The 15,067-nt window shown below is 62.0% G+C and carries 14 protein-coding genes; 8 read left to right on the top strand and 6 right to left on the bottom strand.

What is annotated here, in order from left to right:
* Nucleotides 1–2: 2 nt before the first annotated feature.
* The 3 genes from AC0L7P_RS15030 to AC0L7P_RS15020 are packed head-to-tail and all read right to left on the bottom strand — an operon-like array spanning nt 3 to nt 3,057.
* The gene (locus AC0L7P_RS15030; protein WP_473433470.1) at nt 3–695 is read right to left on the bottom strand and encodes an ATP-binding cassette domain-containing protein; all 693 of its coding nucleotides are present in this window, start codon (nt 693–695) and stop codon (nt 3–5) included.
* Complete coding sequence (locus tag AC0L7P_RS15025) at nt 695–1,870, bottom strand: FtsX-like permease family protein (RefSeq protein ID WP_473433469.1); 1,176 nt, start codon at nt 1,868–1,870, stop codon at nt 695–697. Before AC0L7P_RS15025 ends, AC0L7P_RS15030 begins: the two co-directional genes overlap by 1 nt.
* Complete coding sequence (locus AC0L7P_RS15020) at nt 1,867–3,057, bottom strand: hypothetical protein (RefSeq protein WP_473433468.1); 1,191 nt, start codon at nt 3,055–3,057, stop codon at nt 1,867–1,869. The genes AC0L7P_RS15025 and AC0L7P_RS15020 overlap by 4 nt, the downstream gene beginning before the upstream one ends.
* A 102-nt stretch (nt 3,058–3,159) precedes the next feature.
* On the opposite strand from AC0L7P_RS15020, the gene AC0L7P_RS15015 reads away from it, so the two are divergent.
* Entirely contained in the window at nt 3,160–3,807 is a 648-nt protein-coding gene (locus AC0L7P_RS15015; protein WP_473433467.1) for a TetR/AcrR family transcriptional regulator, read from the top strand.
* Here the strand turns inward: AC0L7P_RS15015 and AC0L7P_RS15010 are convergent, their stop codons facing one another.
* Both AC0L7P_RS15010 and trpS read right to left on the bottom strand, forming a co-directional pair.
* The gene (locus AC0L7P_RS15010; protein WP_473433466.1) at nt 3,808–4,551 is read right to left on the bottom strand and encodes an NAD(P)H-dependent oxidoreductase; all 744 of its coding nucleotides are present in this window, start codon (nt 4,549–4,551) and stop codon (nt 3,808–3,810) included.
* Nucleotides 4,552–4,554: 3 nt separating this feature from the next.
* Nucleotides 4,555–5,586 (bottom strand): tryptophan--tRNA ligase, encoded by a 1,032-nt coding sequence (trpS, locus tag AC0L7P_RS15005; RefSeq protein WP_473433465.1) that lies wholly within the window; start codon nt 5,584–5,586, stop codon nt 4,555–4,557.
* Between the two features lie 75 nt (nt 5,587–5,661).
* On the opposite strand from trpS, the gene AC0L7P_RS15000 reads away from it, so the two are divergent.
* Both AC0L7P_RS15000 and uxuA read left to right on the top strand, forming a co-directional pair.
* Nucleotides 5,662–6,348, top strand: a complete 687-nt coding sequence (locus tag AC0L7P_RS15000; RefSeq protein ID WP_473433464.1) for a rhomboid family intramembrane serine protease — start codon at nt 5,662–5,664, stop codon at nt 6,346–6,348.
* Nucleotides 6,349–6,359: 11 nt separating this feature from the next.
* Nucleotides 6,360–7,568: a mannonate dehydratase gene (uxuA, locus tag AC0L7P_RS14995; RefSeq protein ID WP_473433463.1), complete on the top strand. Its 1,209-nt coding sequence runs from the start codon at nt 6,360–6,362 to the stop codon at nt 7,566–7,568.
* A gap of 68 nt (nt 7,569–7,636) precedes the next feature.
* On the opposite strand, the gene AC0L7P_RS14990 is transcribed toward uxuA, so the two are convergent.
* Nucleotides 7,637–10,084, bottom strand: coding sequence for a hypothetical protein (locus AC0L7P_RS14990; RefSeq protein ID WP_473433462.1), 2,448 nt, complete (start codon nt 10,082–10,084; stop codon nt 7,637–7,639).
* Between the two features lie 311 nt (nt 10,085–10,395).
* Here AC0L7P_RS14990 and AC0L7P_RS14985 point away from each other — a divergent pair, with 311 nt between their 5' ends.
* The 5 genes from AC0L7P_RS14985 to AC0L7P_RS14965 all read left to right on the top strand — a co-directional run bounded on the left by AC0L7P_RS14985 (nt 10,396) and on the right by AC0L7P_RS14965 (nt 15,054).
* Nucleotides 10,396–10,740: a hypothetical protein gene (locus AC0L7P_RS14985; protein ID WP_473433461.1), complete on the top strand. Its 345-nt coding sequence runs from the start codon at nt 10,396–10,398 to the stop codon at nt 10,738–10,740.
* Nucleotides 10,724–11,080 (top strand): hypothetical protein, encoded by a 357-nt coding sequence (locus tag AC0L7P_RS14980; RefSeq protein ID WP_473433460.1) that lies wholly within the window; start codon nt 10,724–10,726, stop codon nt 11,078–11,080. Before AC0L7P_RS14985 ends, AC0L7P_RS14980 begins: the two co-directional genes overlap by 17 nt.
* A 93-nt stretch (nt 11,081–11,173) precedes the next feature.
* A complete protein-coding gene (locus AC0L7P_RS14975) occupies nt 11,174–12,460 on the top strand; it encodes an ABC transporter substrate-binding protein (protein ID WP_473433459.1) in 1,287 nt (428 codons plus the stop codon).
* An 80-nt stretch (nt 12,461–12,540) separates the two neighbouring features.
* Nucleotides 12,541–13,971: a carbohydrate ABC transporter permease gene (locus AC0L7P_RS14970; protein ID WP_473433458.1), complete on the top strand. Its 1,431-nt coding sequence runs from the start codon at nt 12,541–12,543 to the stop codon at nt 13,969–13,971.
* Between the two features lie 3 nt (nt 13,972–13,974).
* Complete coding sequence (locus AC0L7P_RS14965) at nt 13,975–15,054, top strand: carbohydrate ABC transporter permease (RefSeq protein ID WP_473433457.1); 1,080 nt, start codon at nt 13,975–13,977, stop codon at nt 15,052–15,054.
* The last annotated feature ends 13 nt before the right edge of the window (nt 15,055–15,067 follow it).

Raw genomic sequence — 15,067 nt, 5'->3', positions numbered from 1 at the left:
CCTTAACCGGTGATCTGATCGTCTTTGGCGATGCGCCCCTCCTCAAGGGTGATGATCCGGTCGGCCAGTTCCAGAATGCGGTTATCGTGGGTGACCATCACCGTGGTCACCTGCCGTTTCTGGCCCAGCCGTTTCAGCATCTCGACCACCGTATGCCCTGATTCCTTGTCCAATGCGGCGGTGGGTTCATCGGCAAAGATGATTTCAGGGTTGGACACCAGCGCCCGCGCCACCGCCACCCGCTGTTTCTGCCCGCCTGACAGGCTGCCCGGCAGATAATTCAGCCGCTCGGACAACCCCACAAGGCCCAGCATGTAATGGGCCGCGGCCAGTTGTTTTGCCGGATCGCCCCGCCCGTGAACCTGAAGCCCCATCAGAACATTCTGGGCGGCTGTCAGGCTTTCGTGCAGGTTGTGGGCCTGAAAGATGAACCCCAGACGCCGCCGCAGGGCCACCAGCCGGGCGTTGGGCGCGCCGTGCAGTTCGGCCCCGAGCAGGCGCACGCGGCCCTCCTGCACCTCGCGCAAACAGCCCATCAACGTCAGCAGCGTGGTTTTGCCTGACCCGGACGGCCCCATGAGGATGGTCAGCTTGCCGGGGGCGATGTCCAGATTGATGTCAAAGATCGCCTGTTTGCGCGCCTCGCCGGTGCCAAAGTAATGGTTCAGCCCGCTGACCGTGATCGGGGGTTCCATCAGAACAGATCCGCCGGATCGGCGGCGGCCAGACGCCGGGTGGCGATGGCGCCCGACAGCGCGCAGGCGGCAAGGGTGCCGACAAACACCATGACCGCGCGCGCCACATCCATGGCGACAGGCAGGCCGCTGGCCATGGCAATGCCCTGATACATTCCCAAAGCCACAAGAACGCCGGGTATAAAGCCGAATATTGCCAGCACGATCGCCTCTTCCAGCACGATGCCAAGGAAAAACCGCTGATCATACCCCATGGCCTTGAAGGTGGCGTATTCGCGCAGGTGATCGGCCACATCGGTCGACAGCACCTGATAAACGATCACGATTCCCACGATCATGCCGATGAACACCCCAAAGCCAAAGATGATGCCCGTGGGTTTTTCCGTGGTCTGATAGGACAGATCGTCAGCGGCGGCCCTGGCCAAGGTGCGCACCTTTACCGCATCGTCGGGCAGGGTGGCGCGCAGGCGTTCGACCACCGCATTTACCGAGGCGCCCTTATCGACCTGCAACAGAATATGGTTGGGCGCGCTGCTGGTGCGGTTGCGAAAGAACCGCAGGAAGGTTTGGTCGGATACGAACTGGATGCCATCGGCCACAAACCCGCCACCCATGCGGATGGTGCCCACCGCTGTCATCGTCTGACCGTTGATTTCAAACGGAAAGGGCCGGCCCGCCTTCAGCCCGTCGAACAGGGCCGGGTCAACGCCCCGGGTTGCGGTGTCGATCAGGGCGGTGTTTTCATTGGCCAGCCTTGCCAGTTGCGCCGCGACATCGGGCGCAACGAACCCGGTTTGCGCCACGTCGATCCCAAAGGTCAGAAGCGTGGAATTTGACCCGTCCGGCAACAGAAACGACAGATTGCCGACGAACAGGGGGGTGCCCGTGGCCACCCTTGGCACGCTTAGCGCCTGAAACAGCCGGTTGCGCGCCACGTTGCTGCCATCGGTCAGGGTATTGGCATCCTCGGCTGAAATGAGGATGTCGGCGTTGAAAAACCCGTAAGGCGCAGTTGTCGCATCATTCAGCGCGCCAAGGATTCCCAGTTGCAGGAACACCAGAATATTGGCAAAGGCCACGCCCGCGACAGCGGCGGCAAAGCGCGCCTTGTTGTGGGTCAGTTGCAACCAGCCGATCGGCAACCGCCCGAACAGCGCGGCCAAAAGCCGGTTCATTCGCGGTGTCCCGGGGTGATGCGCACGATGGTTTCCAGATTGGTGAACCGCTGTGCCAGCGCGGTTGAGGGGGCATCAAGCCAGATGATCACATCCACAATCCGCGCATCGGTGTTGGCGGCGGGATCGTCCGATGTGATGGATTGGCGCCCGATTTCAAACCCGATGGCATGGACAATGCCCGTCAGATCCTGCGCCAGCGCCGGGGCGGACATGGTAACCGGATCACCGACAGAAACGCGCCCGATCAGGGTTTGATAGACCTCGGCCTGCACCGTCATCTGGCTGGTGTCGCCCATATCGACAATGCCCGCGCTGGTGGGGCGTTCACCGACGCGGGTGTTGATATCAAGAATGGTGCCGTCGATGGGGGCCAGCACCACGCCCTGATCAAGGTCGCGGGTGGCACGGGCCAGATCAACACGGGCGGCGGCCAGATTGGCCTCGGCCAATGCAATATCGGCCTGCACCCCGCCTGCGGCAGGATCGAACCGCGACAGGGTGGCGCGGCTGCGCTCCACGTCGCGCCGGGCCTCGGTTGCGCGGGACACCACAGCGTCAAAATCGGCCCGTGTGGTGACGCCGCGTTCCAGCAATGATGTGGCGCGGTCCAGGTCGGTCTGGGTCTGTTTCGCGGTTGCCTCGGCCCGGTCAAGGGCGGCCTGGGCCTCATCCCGGCTGGCGCGGGTCGCGGCGCGGGTTTGCGACAATGCCGCTTCGCTAATCTTGATCCGGGCCTGGGCGGCGTCCACCGCGCTTTGCAACTGGTGGGTATTGTCCAGTTCGGCCAGAACCGCGCCTTTTGCCACCTGTTGCCCGGTTTTCACGTGCAACTGGCTGACCCGGGCGTCGCCTGCGCCAAAGGGGGCGGCGATGCGGATCACATCGCCGTTGGGGATGATCCGCCCCAGTGCCACGATGCTGCCCTCGCTGACCACGGCAACCTGTTCCTGGCGGGTGACCTGTTGCACGGCCACGGCGATGGGGGTGTTGCTGCCGGCCCCCGGCTCCAACCCGGTAAGGCCAAAAAACACCCGCAGACCGGGGGGCTGAAAATACATCCCCACAACCGCCCCGGTAAACACCGACACCATCACCAGCGGAATCAGCGCCAGCCAGCGGGCGCGCCGGGGTTTGGGCGCGGCGTCGGGCAGGTCGCCGCCTGCCGCGCGCCCGTTGTCGGCCAAAGGCAGGCCGGGGGCTGGTGGCCCTTGGTATCTTTCATCGGATTATATCCACGGTATTTCCAATTACTGACACATGTGTCATTAAGAGGCATGGTGCAAGATGTGTCAACCAATTCAGGCGCGCCAAAACGCCGCCGCCGCAAGAAACACCGCCCCGACGAAATTATCGCCGCGGCATTTCTTGAGCTTGTGGAAAAGGGTTATGCCGGCACCAGTATTGCCAGTGTCGCCGCCCGTTCGGGGATCGCGCGTTCAACGGTCTATCTGTATTTCGCCGACAAGGAATCGCTGATTCACGCAGTGTTCGAGGATCGTCTGGGCGCAGCCCTGAATGATGCCACACAGACCGCAGAGCATGACGCGCCGTTCGAGCAGGTCTTTGCCACCATGATCCGTGACATTCTGCGGGGCGTGGTGAAAACCGATTCCATCCATTTGTTGCGGGTTCTGATCGCTGAAAGCGGGCGTTTCCCCGAATTGGCCGAATTCTACCACCGCCGGGTCATCAGCCGGGTCGAGGCGATGGTGCGGGGCATCTTGCAGCGCGCCCTTCAGCGCGGTGAGGTGCGGGAAGATGCCCTTGATCTGGATTTGCGGGTGATGATCGCACCGCTGATCATGGCGGCGGTCTGGCGTCTGGCCTTTGACAAGGTCGCGCCGCTTGAGGCCGATCATCTGGCCGACAGCGCCGTGTCGATCATCTGTCGTGGTCTTGCGCCGCTGACGGGGCAGCAAGCGCGGGCAGATTGATCAATCGGGGTGCCGGATAAAAGGCGTGTGTGCGGGGGCGTCGGGGCGCAACCGGCCGGTATCGTCAAAATCAGTGTCCGGATTGAACATTAGATTGGGGCGGTCGGCCCAGCCAGCGATGATGTCGCTTTGCTGGTCCAGCGTGGCGCGCAGGCGCGCCTGCAAGGCCTCCTGCGCCGCGCCGGTGTGATAGCCATGCACGCCATGCACCGCCACGGGGGTTTTTACCGTCGCGCCAAGATAACGAAACGTCTGTGCCAGCGGCCAGAGCAACATTTGCCAATTCCCCTCGCGCCCGTCCGGCCCGCTTTCATTGGCCCTGGAACCGGTGGTGACACAGAACAACACTTCAAGCTGGCGGAACCGCCCGGTGTCAAACCGGTTGGCCACATCGTGCAAATGCCCGTGGGCCAGCACCCGCTCGGTCCAGCCTTTGACCATGGCAGGGGGCGCAAACCACCACATGGGAAAATGCAGGATCAACCGGTCGGCGGCGCGCAGGCGGTCCGCCTCGCGCAGGACATGGGCGGGCAGGGGGCCTTCCTGTGCCTTCAGCGGATCAAAGGGGCGGGGCGGATCGCTGTAATGATCAGCGTGTTCAGCCGCATCGAACCCTTCGTCATGGGGTGCGCTGAACAGCACATCATGGCCCTGCGCACGGGCGGCATCGGCGCTGGCCTCGGCCCAGGCCCCGTTGAACGACGCCCGTTCAGGGTGGCCCAGCAGAACAAGGGTGGTTGGCATGGCTCAGCGCACCAGACCGACGATGTCATAGACGTCGCGCAGGATCGGCGCGGAAATCTCGCGCGCCCGTTCGGCCCCGCGCGCCAGAATCGCGTCGATTTCATCGGGCTGTTCCATGAGGCGGGCCATTTCCCCCGAAATCGGCGCCAGTTTTTCCACGGCCAGATCGGCCAGCATCGGTTTGAACTGACCAAACTGTTGACCACCCACCTGGGCCATTGCCGCCTCGGCGGTGATGTCGGACAGGGCGGCATACATGTTGATCAGATTGCGCGCCTCGGGGCGGCCTTCCAAACCCTCAAGGGTTTCGGGCAGTGGCTCGGGGTCGGTCTTGGCCTTGCGGATCTTTTTGGCGATCGTGTCGGCGTCGTCGGTCATGTTGATGCGCGAGGCATCGGATGGATCGGATTTGCTCATCTTTTTGGTGCCGTCGCGGAATGACATCACACGCGTGGCGGCGCCTTCGATCACGGGTTCAGTCATCGGAAAGAAATCGACGCCGAAATCATTGTTGAACTTGGCGGCAATGTCGCGGGTCAGCTCAAGATGCTGTTTCTGATCCTCGCCCACTGGCACATGGGTGGCGTGGTAAATCAGGATGTCGGCCGCCATCAGCGCCGGATAGGCAAACAGGCCCAGCGAGGCGTTTTGCGTATTCTTGCCGGCCTTGTCCTTCCACTGGGTCATCCGCTGCATCCAGCCCATGCGCGCCACACAGTTGAAAATCCACGCCAGTTGCGCGTGTTCGGGCACCTGGGATTGATTGATCAGCACCGATTTTTCCGGGTCGATTCCGCTGGCGATGAAGCCGGCGCAGAGTTCGCGGGTGTTGCGGCGCAGGGTTGCGGGATCTTGCCAGACGGTGATGGCGTGCAGATCGACCATGCAATAGATGGTTTCAAACGACTGACCGTTCAATCCGTCATTCTGCATATCGACAAACCGTTTGATCGCGCCAAGGTAATTGCCCAGATGCAACCCGCCCGAGGGCTGAATGCCCGAAAAGACGCGCGGCGTGAAGGATGTGGCAGCCATGGTCGATACTCCGTCTGGATATTCCCGTTCCGCTCGCTTACCCATGGGGGCAATCGCCGTCAAGGAAGGGCCGCCATGCGCAGTGACCACAACATCACCCCGATCAATCCCCTGCCGCCTGTCGTTGTCGCGCTGGCGGTGGTGCTGGTGGGGATCGAACTGGTGTTTCAGGCGGGGGCCTATGGATTTGCCGGTGGCCCGCAGGGGGTGGGATGGCGGATCGCGGCGTTCAATTCCTATGCCTTCCTGCCCGATGTGTTTGACCGGGCAGTGGCCACGGGGCAATGGCACCTGTCCGATGTGATGCGCATGGTGACATATGTGTTTGTCCATCAGGGGTTTGCCCATCTGGCGTTCGTTCTGGTGTTTCTTCTGGCCATGGGAAAATACGTGGGCGAATTGTTCCACCCCATTGCCCTGCTGGTGATCTTTTTCGGATCGGCCATCGTGGGGGCGGCGTGCTATGGGCTGTTTCTGAATGACCGGGTGGCGCTGATTGGCGGCTATCCGGCTGTTTACGGGCTGATCGGGGCCTATACATTCGTGTTGTGGACAGGCCTTGGGGCGATCCACCAGAACCGCGCCAAGGCGTTTACGCTGATCGGGTTTCTGATGGCGTTTCAACTGTTGTTCGGGCTGCTGTTTGGCGGGGGCAATTATTGGGTGGCAGAGCTGGGCGGGTTTTGCGCCGGGTTCATCCTGTCATTTCTGGTCAGCCCCGGCGGCTGGGGCCGGGTGATGGACAAGCTGCGGCAGCGGTAAGGAGAATAGGTGTGAAACAGACATGGCGTTGGTTCGGCCCGGCAGACACGGTCAGCACGGGTGAAATGCGGCAGGCGGGGGTGCAGGGCGTGGTTTCGGCGCTGCACCAGTTCAAGCCGGGCATCGTCTGGCCCGCAGATGAGATTGCGGCGCGTCAGGCGTTGATTGGCACGCTGCCGGGTGGCGGGGCGTCGGGGCTGACGTGGGATGTGGTGGAAAGCCTGCCGGTGAGCGAGGCGATCAAGACCAAGGCCGAAGGATATGACGCGCATATCGCCAATTATATCACCAGCATGGAACATCTGGCCGCTGCCGGGATTTCGGTGATCTGCTACAACTTCATGCCGGTGCTGGACTGGACCCGTACGGTGCTGCGCGCGCCCATGCCCCATGGGGGCACGGCGATGCTGTTCGATCTGGTGGATTTCGCCGCCTTCGATCTGTTCATTCTGGAACGGCCGGCGGCGTTTGACGATTACCCCGAGGAGTGTATTGCCGCCGCGCGGGACCGCAACGCAGGGATGGATGATGGCGCGCGGCTGGCCTTGCAGAACAATATCGTTGCGGGCCTGCCCGGGGCCAATGATAACTGGACGCTGGACGACATAAAGGGCCATCTGGCCCGCTATGCCCCCATCGACGCACCGACCTTGCGGCAAAATCTGGTGGATTTTCTGGCGCAGGTGGTGCCGGTGGCCGAACGGTTGGGCCTGCGGCTGTGTTGCCACCCGGACGATCCGCCGTTTCCGTTGCTGGGGCTGCCGCGGATCATGTCATCGCTGGGTGATTATCGCGCGGTCCTGGGCGCGGTGGAAAGCCCGGCCAATGGCGCGACGCTGTGTACCGGGTCATTGGGGATTGATCCGGCGTTTGATCCGGTGGAATTCATCACGGCACTGGGGCCGAAAATCCACTTTGCCCATTTGCGCAACACCAAGCGGATTGCGCCCGCTTTTGGCGCCCGCAGCAGCTTTTTCGAGGCGGCGCATCTGGAGGGCGACACCGATATCGTTGCCACCCTGCGCGCCCTGCTGGCCGAGGAAGACCGGCGCAAGGGTGAGGGGCGCGCCGATTGGCAGATCCCGTTCCGCCCCGACCATGGGCAGGATTTGCTGAGCGATCTGGCGTCGCAGGGCATGCCCGGTTATCCGCTGATCGGGCGGATGCGCGGGCTGGCCGAATTGCGCGGTGTCATCGCGGGCCTTGGCGGCGCGGTCTGATCCAGCGGAGGCGCGCGTTGCGCGCCACGACATTATTTGTTTGGCGCCCGTGTCCGGCGGAGCGGGGCCTATGGCCGCGTGTTCACCGTGATGAGGGGGATCGGTGACAGCGGTGCGAACGGGGTGGGCGTGCCATCCACCGTGAGCGGACCGTCGAAATCAAGCGTGACCGCCTGACCTTTGCTGTGTGTTTGCAGGCGGCGGGTTTCAGGAACGAACCGGGGCGTGGGGGGCAGATCATCATCGATCGTGACCACCCAAGCCATGCGCCGCCCTTGCGCACGCCACAGGCTGCCTTGGTATTGGCCACGGGGGATGGTGGCCGGGGGCGCGCTGCACCAGATGGCGATGCGCGCGTCGCCGCAATGCAGGATCATCCAGCCGTCTTTGTGTTCGATGCTTGTGAAAGCATCGGCGGGGGCGAACATTTGTGTAAAGGCAAGGGGCGCATCGTGGGGCAGATCATAGATCAGCATCGCCATGGCCCCATGTTGGGCGACCCGGGGCAGATGCCCGTTTCCGGCCAACAGCGAGGGGCGCCGTTCGCCCCATTCCTTCAGCTCGCCGGGGTGGTTGATCCAGAGGCGCGCCATGGGGTGGGCCGCGCATTGCACATCAATGACATGTTGCTGATGGCCGGGTTGGCCAGTCTTGTGATCGCTGACCGTGGAAAGCTGGGCATCGGTGGTTTTATAAAGGCTGAGGCGGCCCAGATGATCGAGACCCTGAGTATAGCGCGCCTCGATGCTTTGGCCTTGCGCAGGGCGGGCATAGGGGGCGGCATCGGCGGGCGGGGTATAATCGGACAGGCAAAACAGCGCCGTTGCGCGGTCAAACCCGGGCACGAAGGGGCCGCCAAAGGCCACGGCGGCCACGCTGCCCAATTCGGTGGCAGGCCCGGCGAGAAGCTCTTTTTCGTAAGCGCGCCCCTGCGACCCGGCGGGAACGCCGCCGAGGGTGTGCAGCCCGGTCATGATGAAAATCCGGTCCATCAGGGCGGCGGCGCGGCGGCGCAATTCGGGGTCATTCCCCATGTCGTGCAGGGACAGCAGCGCCAGAAGGTCGATCGGGTAATAGGCGGCAGAGTTCCACTCGCCCAGCCCGTGCGCCTCGATCCCGTCAAACCAGCGGTGCAGGCGCGCGGTGGCCATGCGGTGCAGTTCGGCCCCGGTCAGCCCGCTGTTGGAGAAGGTTTCAGCGGGAAACATCCCGCCCGCCACCAGCTGGCAGACGTGAAAGCAGGCCACATGGTTTTCCGACCAGAACCACATGACATCATTGCCCGGCTGATCCAGCCAATAGCGAAACCCCTGCACCGCCTCTTGCAGTCGTGTGACCAACGCCAGGGGGACATGGGCGGTGTGATCGCGCAGGATGCGCAGCAGCGGCAGGAGCGAGAAATCGCAGCAATCCCAACGCTGTTCAACGGTCGTTATCGCCTGTTCAAGGATGGCGCAGGCCCGGGGCGTGGCTTGCCCAGCGGCAAACAGGGCGAGGGCGACGGCGGGGTCAAAGGCGGCCTCGGCCCGGATCAGGGCGAGGGCGGCGGATTTGCGCGCGCCAAGGTCGGGTTGGTCCAGCGGTGTTGTGCGCGCAAGGATCGTGGTGCCCAGATGGCGGGTGATTTCGCCCGTGCCGATCCGGGTGCGCAGGGTGAGGGTGACACAGCCCTGCGGCGCGTCGTGCGCATCGAACAACAGCGCGCCGGGCGCGTCGGTTGAAAGGGTGAGGGCCACATCGGGGCAGGGCGACCCGGCCACAGCGATGCCGCCACGGGGAAATTGGGCGATGTCGGTGGCGGTCAGATGCAGGGGGGCCGGGGGCGGATCATCGCAGATCAGCGATACGGTGCCACCGGTGTAAAACACCCGGTCCGTGCGCAGGCTGGCCATGGCCGCAAGGATCGGGGCAAGGCCGGGTGTCGCCTGCCCCTTGGGCAGGGCGGCCTGCACCCCGGTGCCCTCAAGCAGGATCAGCGAGACAAAACAGGTGGTGTCACGTTCGTGCAGATCCTCAAGTTCCACCGTGAGCATGCCGCCATCGGGGGTGAGGGGCAGGGTTATCTCGGTGAATTGCTTTTGATTGCGCTGAAAGGGCTGAAACCGGGCGATCAGGTGATCATCCAGCCAAATCCGCACACCGCCACAGGTCGACAGGGCGAACCGCGCGGCACCATCGCCCGCCATTGTGCAACGCAGCAGATGCCGGATCAGGGTGGGGCGGTGGCAGAATTGCGAGAAATCGGCATCGGGGCTGTCGCCACTCAGGTGGATACTGTCAAAATCGGCCACAGGGCAGGTATCGGGGCGTGGATCATTGGCACCGCGAATGGCGTGAATCGCCTCGCGGCAGGGCAAATCGCCGGTGTCGACCCGGCCATTCACAAAGCGGTAATCAATCCGGTCTTCCAAAGGCCGTGCCGTGCCGGGGAAATATTCACCTTGCGGGGCGGCCATGGCCCAGCGGGTGATCCCTTCGCCGGGGGCGAGTGGGGTCTTGTTGTCGTGCTGTGTCATCGGACTCTCGCGTGATGTTGCCCAGACAATGTTTGCCCGGGGGCCTGTCTGCGCGCAAGGTGGCATTGATTGGGTTGGGGAAGGATGCGTCATGACGATTGAACGGCAGGAAATTCTGCGGCTGTTGGGCGGTGAGGTTGGCGAGCGTCGCTTTGTGGCCTGCGCGCAGGAACAGGCGGGCGCGGTGCAACACCTGCGGTTTACCACTGACACGGGGCAGGCGGTGCCGGGGCTGTTCATTCCGCCACGGGGGTGGGCCTGCGCCGGCGCTGCTGTACTGTCACGCCCATGGTGGGCGGTACGATATCGGTATGGCCGAACTGACCGGCGGGCGCCCGGCCCTGACCGGCCCCTATGCGCCGGCGCTTGGCGATGCCGGGTTTGCGGTGCTGTGTCTTGAAATGCCGTGTTTCGGCGCCCGCGCGAATGACGCGGAAAACGCCACCGCCAAGGCGCGGCTTTGGCAGGGGCGCACCTTGTTTGGGCAGATGCTGGCCGAACAGGTGGCGGGGCTGGTGTGGCTTGCCGAACAGCCGGGTGTTGATCTCGACCCGGATCGGGGCGATGGGCATTTCCATGGGCGGCACCCTGGCCTGGTGGCTGGCGGCGATCGAGCCGCAGATCGCGGCGGCGGTCTCCATGTGCTGTTTCGCTGATATGGGATTGCTGATTGAAACCGGCGCCCATGATGGGCATGGCAACTACATGACCGTGCCGGGGCTTTTGGCGCTGGGGCGCACGGGGCAGGTGGCCGCGCTTTCGGCACCGCGGCCGGTGTTGCACTGTGCCGGGATGCAGGATTGGAGCACACCGCCCGCCGCATTCGCGCGGGCGCGCGATGATCTTGTGGCGGCCTATGATGTTGCCGGGGCGGGCGATATGGCCGCGTTTCATGTGGAAACTGCGCTGGGCCATGCCGAAACCCCGGCCATGCGCGATGCCGTTATGGGGTTTCTGACCCGGGCTTTGCGACCCGGTGCTGAAGATCACAATTGATACTCAATTGATACAGTCTATTGACGCAGTGATATTTGCTGCGCAGTATCGGGGCAATGCTGGAAAACACAGTATCAATCCTCGGGAGGACTCATGTTCAACACTACCAGACTTGCCCATCGCGCCATCGCTTTCGGAACTGCTTCGGTTCTGGCGATGTCTGTTGCCAACGCTGCATTTGCCGTCGATCTGAATCTGATGATCAACGCCAACGACAACGAGGCGGAAGTCATTGAAAGCTTCATCAAGCGGTACAAGGAAATTGAACCGGACGTGAATATCTCGCTGAATGTGGTGGGATACGACGTTGTGCGTGAACAGCTTCCGGTGCAGCTTGAGGCCGGGGCCGGCCCCGATCTGGCGCTGGTCACAAACCTTGGCGGGCTTAACCCCTATTACGTTGATCTGACCCCCTATGTGGATGCCGACGCATGGGAGGCGGCCTATGGTGCCGTGCTGCCGTGGTATCGTGCGGGCAAACCTGACGGGATCTATGGTTTTCACACCGAAATGACGGTGACCGGCCCCTATGTAAACCTGACCATGTTCGAAGAGGCGGGCGTGGATCTGCCCGAACCGGGTGCCACCTGGGACGATTGGGCCGATGCGACGCAACAGGTGATGGACGAACTTGGCCTGTATTCGGGGATGGTGATGGACCGGTCAGGCCACCGCATGGCCGGGCCTGCGATGTCTTACGGCGCCAAGTATTTCGATGCCGATGGCCGGCTGATCGTCGATGAAGGGTTCAAGACCTTCGCCCAGATGATGCTTGACTGGCATGCCTCGGGTCTGATGCCGGCCGATATCTGGCCTGCGGTGTCGGGCGGTAAATATGCCAACGGCAACGAAATGTTCTTTAATCAGGATACCGCCTTTTACATGTCCGGGTCCTGGAACGTCGGCAATGTCGAAGCCAACGTCGGAGACAAGTTCGACTGGGAGGTGGTGCCGGTGCCCTGTGGGCCTGCCGGATGCGGGATCATGCCCGGTGGTGCCGGACTCGTGGCGTTCAAGGGCGGCGCGGATGATGCGGCTGCGGCCAAGTTCGTGGCCTGGATGGGCGAAAAAGAGCAGGCAAAGGAATATTACACCAAAACCTTCGCCATTCCCGCCCATGCCGAGCTTCAGAAAGAGGGGCTTGATTATCAGTCCGCCGGAGCAAGCGAACGGGTGGCGGACAGCCTGAACAAATTCGCCGCCATGGCCGTTGTGACCGCAGAAGAATTGCCGCAAGCCTATGAATTGCAGGGCAATCCAAACAACTTTGTCGTGTTCAACGCCACCGTTCAATATCTGGGCGCGGCGATGAACGGCGAACTGACCCTGGACGAGGCGATGGCCAAGATTCAGGAAGAAATCGACAAGAACGCGAACTGAGCCTGACGAATATGTGTGGGGGCGGCCATGAACGGTCGCCCTGCATTTTTTAATTTTCGCCTGACCAAGGATCGCGCCCCATGAGCATCGCCGCAATTGCGAGTCTGATCATCGGTATTCTGTGGATCGGAGGCGGCACATGGTGGCTGCTGGCCCGCCGCAAATACCGTTTGGCCCAGATCCCGAATTTTGCCATGGATCTTGTCGGATTTCCTGTCGAGCTAAGCCAGAGCCTGTTTGGCCGCCGCGGTGTGCCCTATGCGTTGCTGTTGCCCAACATGTTGATCTTTGGGTGTTTTACCTTCCTGCCGATGATCCTGAATTTCTATGTCAGTTTCACCGGCGGGTCGTCGATCGCCCTGTTTGACCGCCCCTGGGTGGGCAGCGAAAATTACAGCGCGATCTTCGATTGCGAAAGCTACTTTGACCTCAGAACCTGTTCCAACGAAGGGTTCGGGTTCTGGCGGGGCATGACCAATACCCTGGTCTTTGTCGCCGTGCAGGTGCCGATCCTGTGCATCGCCGCATTGGCCACGGCATTGGTTGTAAACAAGAATATCGTCGGGCGCGGGTTCTGGCGGGCAATGTTTTTCTATCCCGTCATGCTGTCGCCCGTGGTGATCGCCAATATCTGGAACTGGGTCTTGCACCGCAAGGGCATCCTGAACGAGGCGCTGGGCGGCGCATCTGACGGGGTGACAGCGTTGGCGGGGATGACCGGGTTTGATATTGCCGCGACCGTCACCTTTGGCATCCTGCTCATGCTGGCCAGTGAACGGGCGATCCGCGCCAGTTCCGATCCGTCGCTGCCCTGGACGGCCGTGTTCGGCGCGTTGTTCCTGGCGATATTCAGTTGGGCCAGCCCCCTGCGGATGATCGGTTTCGAAGCGATTTCAAGTTTCTGGTTGGGTCTGGTTCTGGTCGCCGGTCTGCTCTGGTTTGTGTCCACGGCGCATCCCCGGGCGCGCTGGGGGATCATTGGGTTTGGCATCGTCGCCATCATTCTGCTGCTGTCGATCCAGTTCGATTCGGTGTTCGATTTCGGCCGCTTCCGGCCCATCAACTGGCTGGTGACGCCAAACACCAACTGGCCGTTTTTCTGGTTGGTCTTCGTGTTCTGCTGGGCACACATGGGGTTTTACATGCTGATCCTGCTGGCCGGGTTGCAGGCGATTCCGCGCGATCTGTACGAAGCCGCCAAGATGGACGCGACCAAACCGGCGCGCGCCTTTTATCGTATCACCCTGCCGCTGGTCATGCCGACCCTCACCGTGGTTCTGGTGCTGTCCCTTGTGCGCAGTTTCCAGATTTTCGATGAGGTCTGGTTGCTGACTGGCGGTGGCCCGGGGCGCGAAACCTTTATGATCGTGCAGAATATTTATGAAACCGCGTTTACCGGTGACAGGCCCGCCTATGGCGAGGCGGCGGCGGGATCGGTTTTGATGGCGATTGTGATTGCGGTTTTCACCTTTTTTCAACTGTTCATCACCCGCCGTCAGTCGGAGCTGTAAGCCATGGGAATTGCAACATTTCTTACCCGCACCCGTGGCAGCGCCGACAAGGCCGACAGGATCGGCGCCGCCGATGTTCTGGCCTATTGCTATCTCGCGCTGGGGGTGCTGATTATCCTTATCCCGGTGCTTTGGACCTTTGTGAGTTCGGTTAAACCCGAGCGCGCAGTCGACAGTTTCGATACCCGCCTGTTGCCGATGGCCCAGATCGAGGCCGACGTGCACGGGGTGGGTGAAAAAAGCACATGGGTCTATACAGACGATGCGGGCGACAGCCAGGTCGTGTTCAAGGCCGGGCCGACGCGCAAGGAAACCGAGGTCGCGCCCATAGATGACCCGGAAAATGTGTTCAAGGTGCCCCGCACCCAATTGAAATCGAACGAAGAAATCCGAATTGCCACGGAAAACTATCTCGATCCGATTTTGAAGAGGAACGGGCAGACCAATTTCACCTTCTTCACCTATCTGTTCAACTCGGTCTTTGTCACGGTGATGGCCACGCTGATTACCCTGCTGATCAATTCCATGGCGGCCTTCGCCCTGTCAAAATACCGCTTTCGTGGGCGGCTGACCTTTACCATCCTGATCGTTGCGACCCTGCTGATCCCCAGTTCGATTATCCTTGTTTCGCTGTTCTTTGTGGTCTGGTCGTTCGGCATCTTCGGTTCGCTCTGGGGGGTTATTATCCCGGCCGCCGCGACCCCCACCGGCGTGTTCCTGCTGCGTCAATACATGCTGACCATCCCCGACGAATTGCTTGAGGCGGCGCGCATGGATGCGGCCAGCGAATGGCGCATTTTCTGGCGGATCGTGCTGCCGCTCAGCCTTCCGGCGCTGTCGGTTCTGGCGATCCTGTCGGTGATCTGGCGCTGGAACGATTTCCTTTGGCCGCTGATCGTGCTGATTTCCGATCCCTCGGCCCATACCCTGCAAATCGGCCTGACCACATTCTCGGGCGAGTTCGATTCCGATTTCCATTATATCCTCGCGATGACCGTGGTTTCGCTCATCCCGATCACTCTGGTGTTTGTCTGGCTGCAACGCTTCATCACCACCGGCATCGCCACAACGGGGCTCAAATGACTCTCACGACAGG

Source organism: Oceaniglobus sp. K40-3 (assembly GCF_055808395.1).
This window is presented reverse-complemented; position numbering and strand designations above follow the sequence as displayed.

Bases quoted from the DNA above. Each gene is read 5' to 3' on its own strand.
- trpS (WP_473433465.1), bottom strand. From the start codon at position 5,586: ATGGCTGCCACATCCTTCACGCCGCGCGTCTTTTCGGGCATTCAGCCC.
- AC0L7P_RS15010 (WP_473433466.1), bottom strand. From the start codon at position 4,551: ATGCCAACCACCCTTGTTCTGCTGGGCCACCCTGAACGGGCGTCGTTC.
- AC0L7P_RS14990 (WP_473433462.1), bottom strand. From the start codon at position 10,084: ATGACACAGCACGACAACAAGACCCCACTCGCCCCCGGCGAAGGGATC.
- AC0L7P_RS14965 (WP_473433457.1), top strand. From the start codon at position 13,975: ATGGGAATTGCAACATTTCTTACCCGCACCCGTGGCAGCGCCGACAAG.
- AC0L7P_RS15000 (WP_473433464.1), top strand. From the start codon at position 5,662: ATGCGCAGTGACCACAACATCACCCCGATCAATCCCCTGCCGCCTGTC.
- AC0L7P_RS14975 (WP_473433459.1), top strand. From the start codon at position 11,174: ATGTTCAACACTACCAGACTTGCCCATCGCGCCATCGCTTTCGGAACT.
- AC0L7P_RS15030 (WP_473433470.1), bottom strand. From the start codon at position 695: ATGGAACCCCCGATCACGGTCAGCGGGCTGAACCATTACTTTGGCACC.
- AC0L7P_RS15025 (WP_473433469.1), bottom strand. From the start codon at position 1,870: ATGAACCGGCTTTTGGCCGCGCTGTTCGGGCGGTTGCCGATCGGCTGG.
- AC0L7P_RS14985 (WP_473433461.1), top strand. From the start codon at position 10,396: ATGGCCGAACTGACCGGCGGGCGCCCGGCCCTGACCGGCCCCTATGCG.
- AC0L7P_RS14980 (WP_473433460.1), top strand. From the start codon at position 10,724: ATGTGCTGTTTCGCTGATATGGGATTGCTGATTGAAACCGGCGCCCAT.
- AC0L7P_RS14970 (WP_473433458.1), top strand. From the start codon at position 12,541: ATGAGCATCGCCGCAATTGCGAGTCTGATCATCGGTATTCTGTGGATC.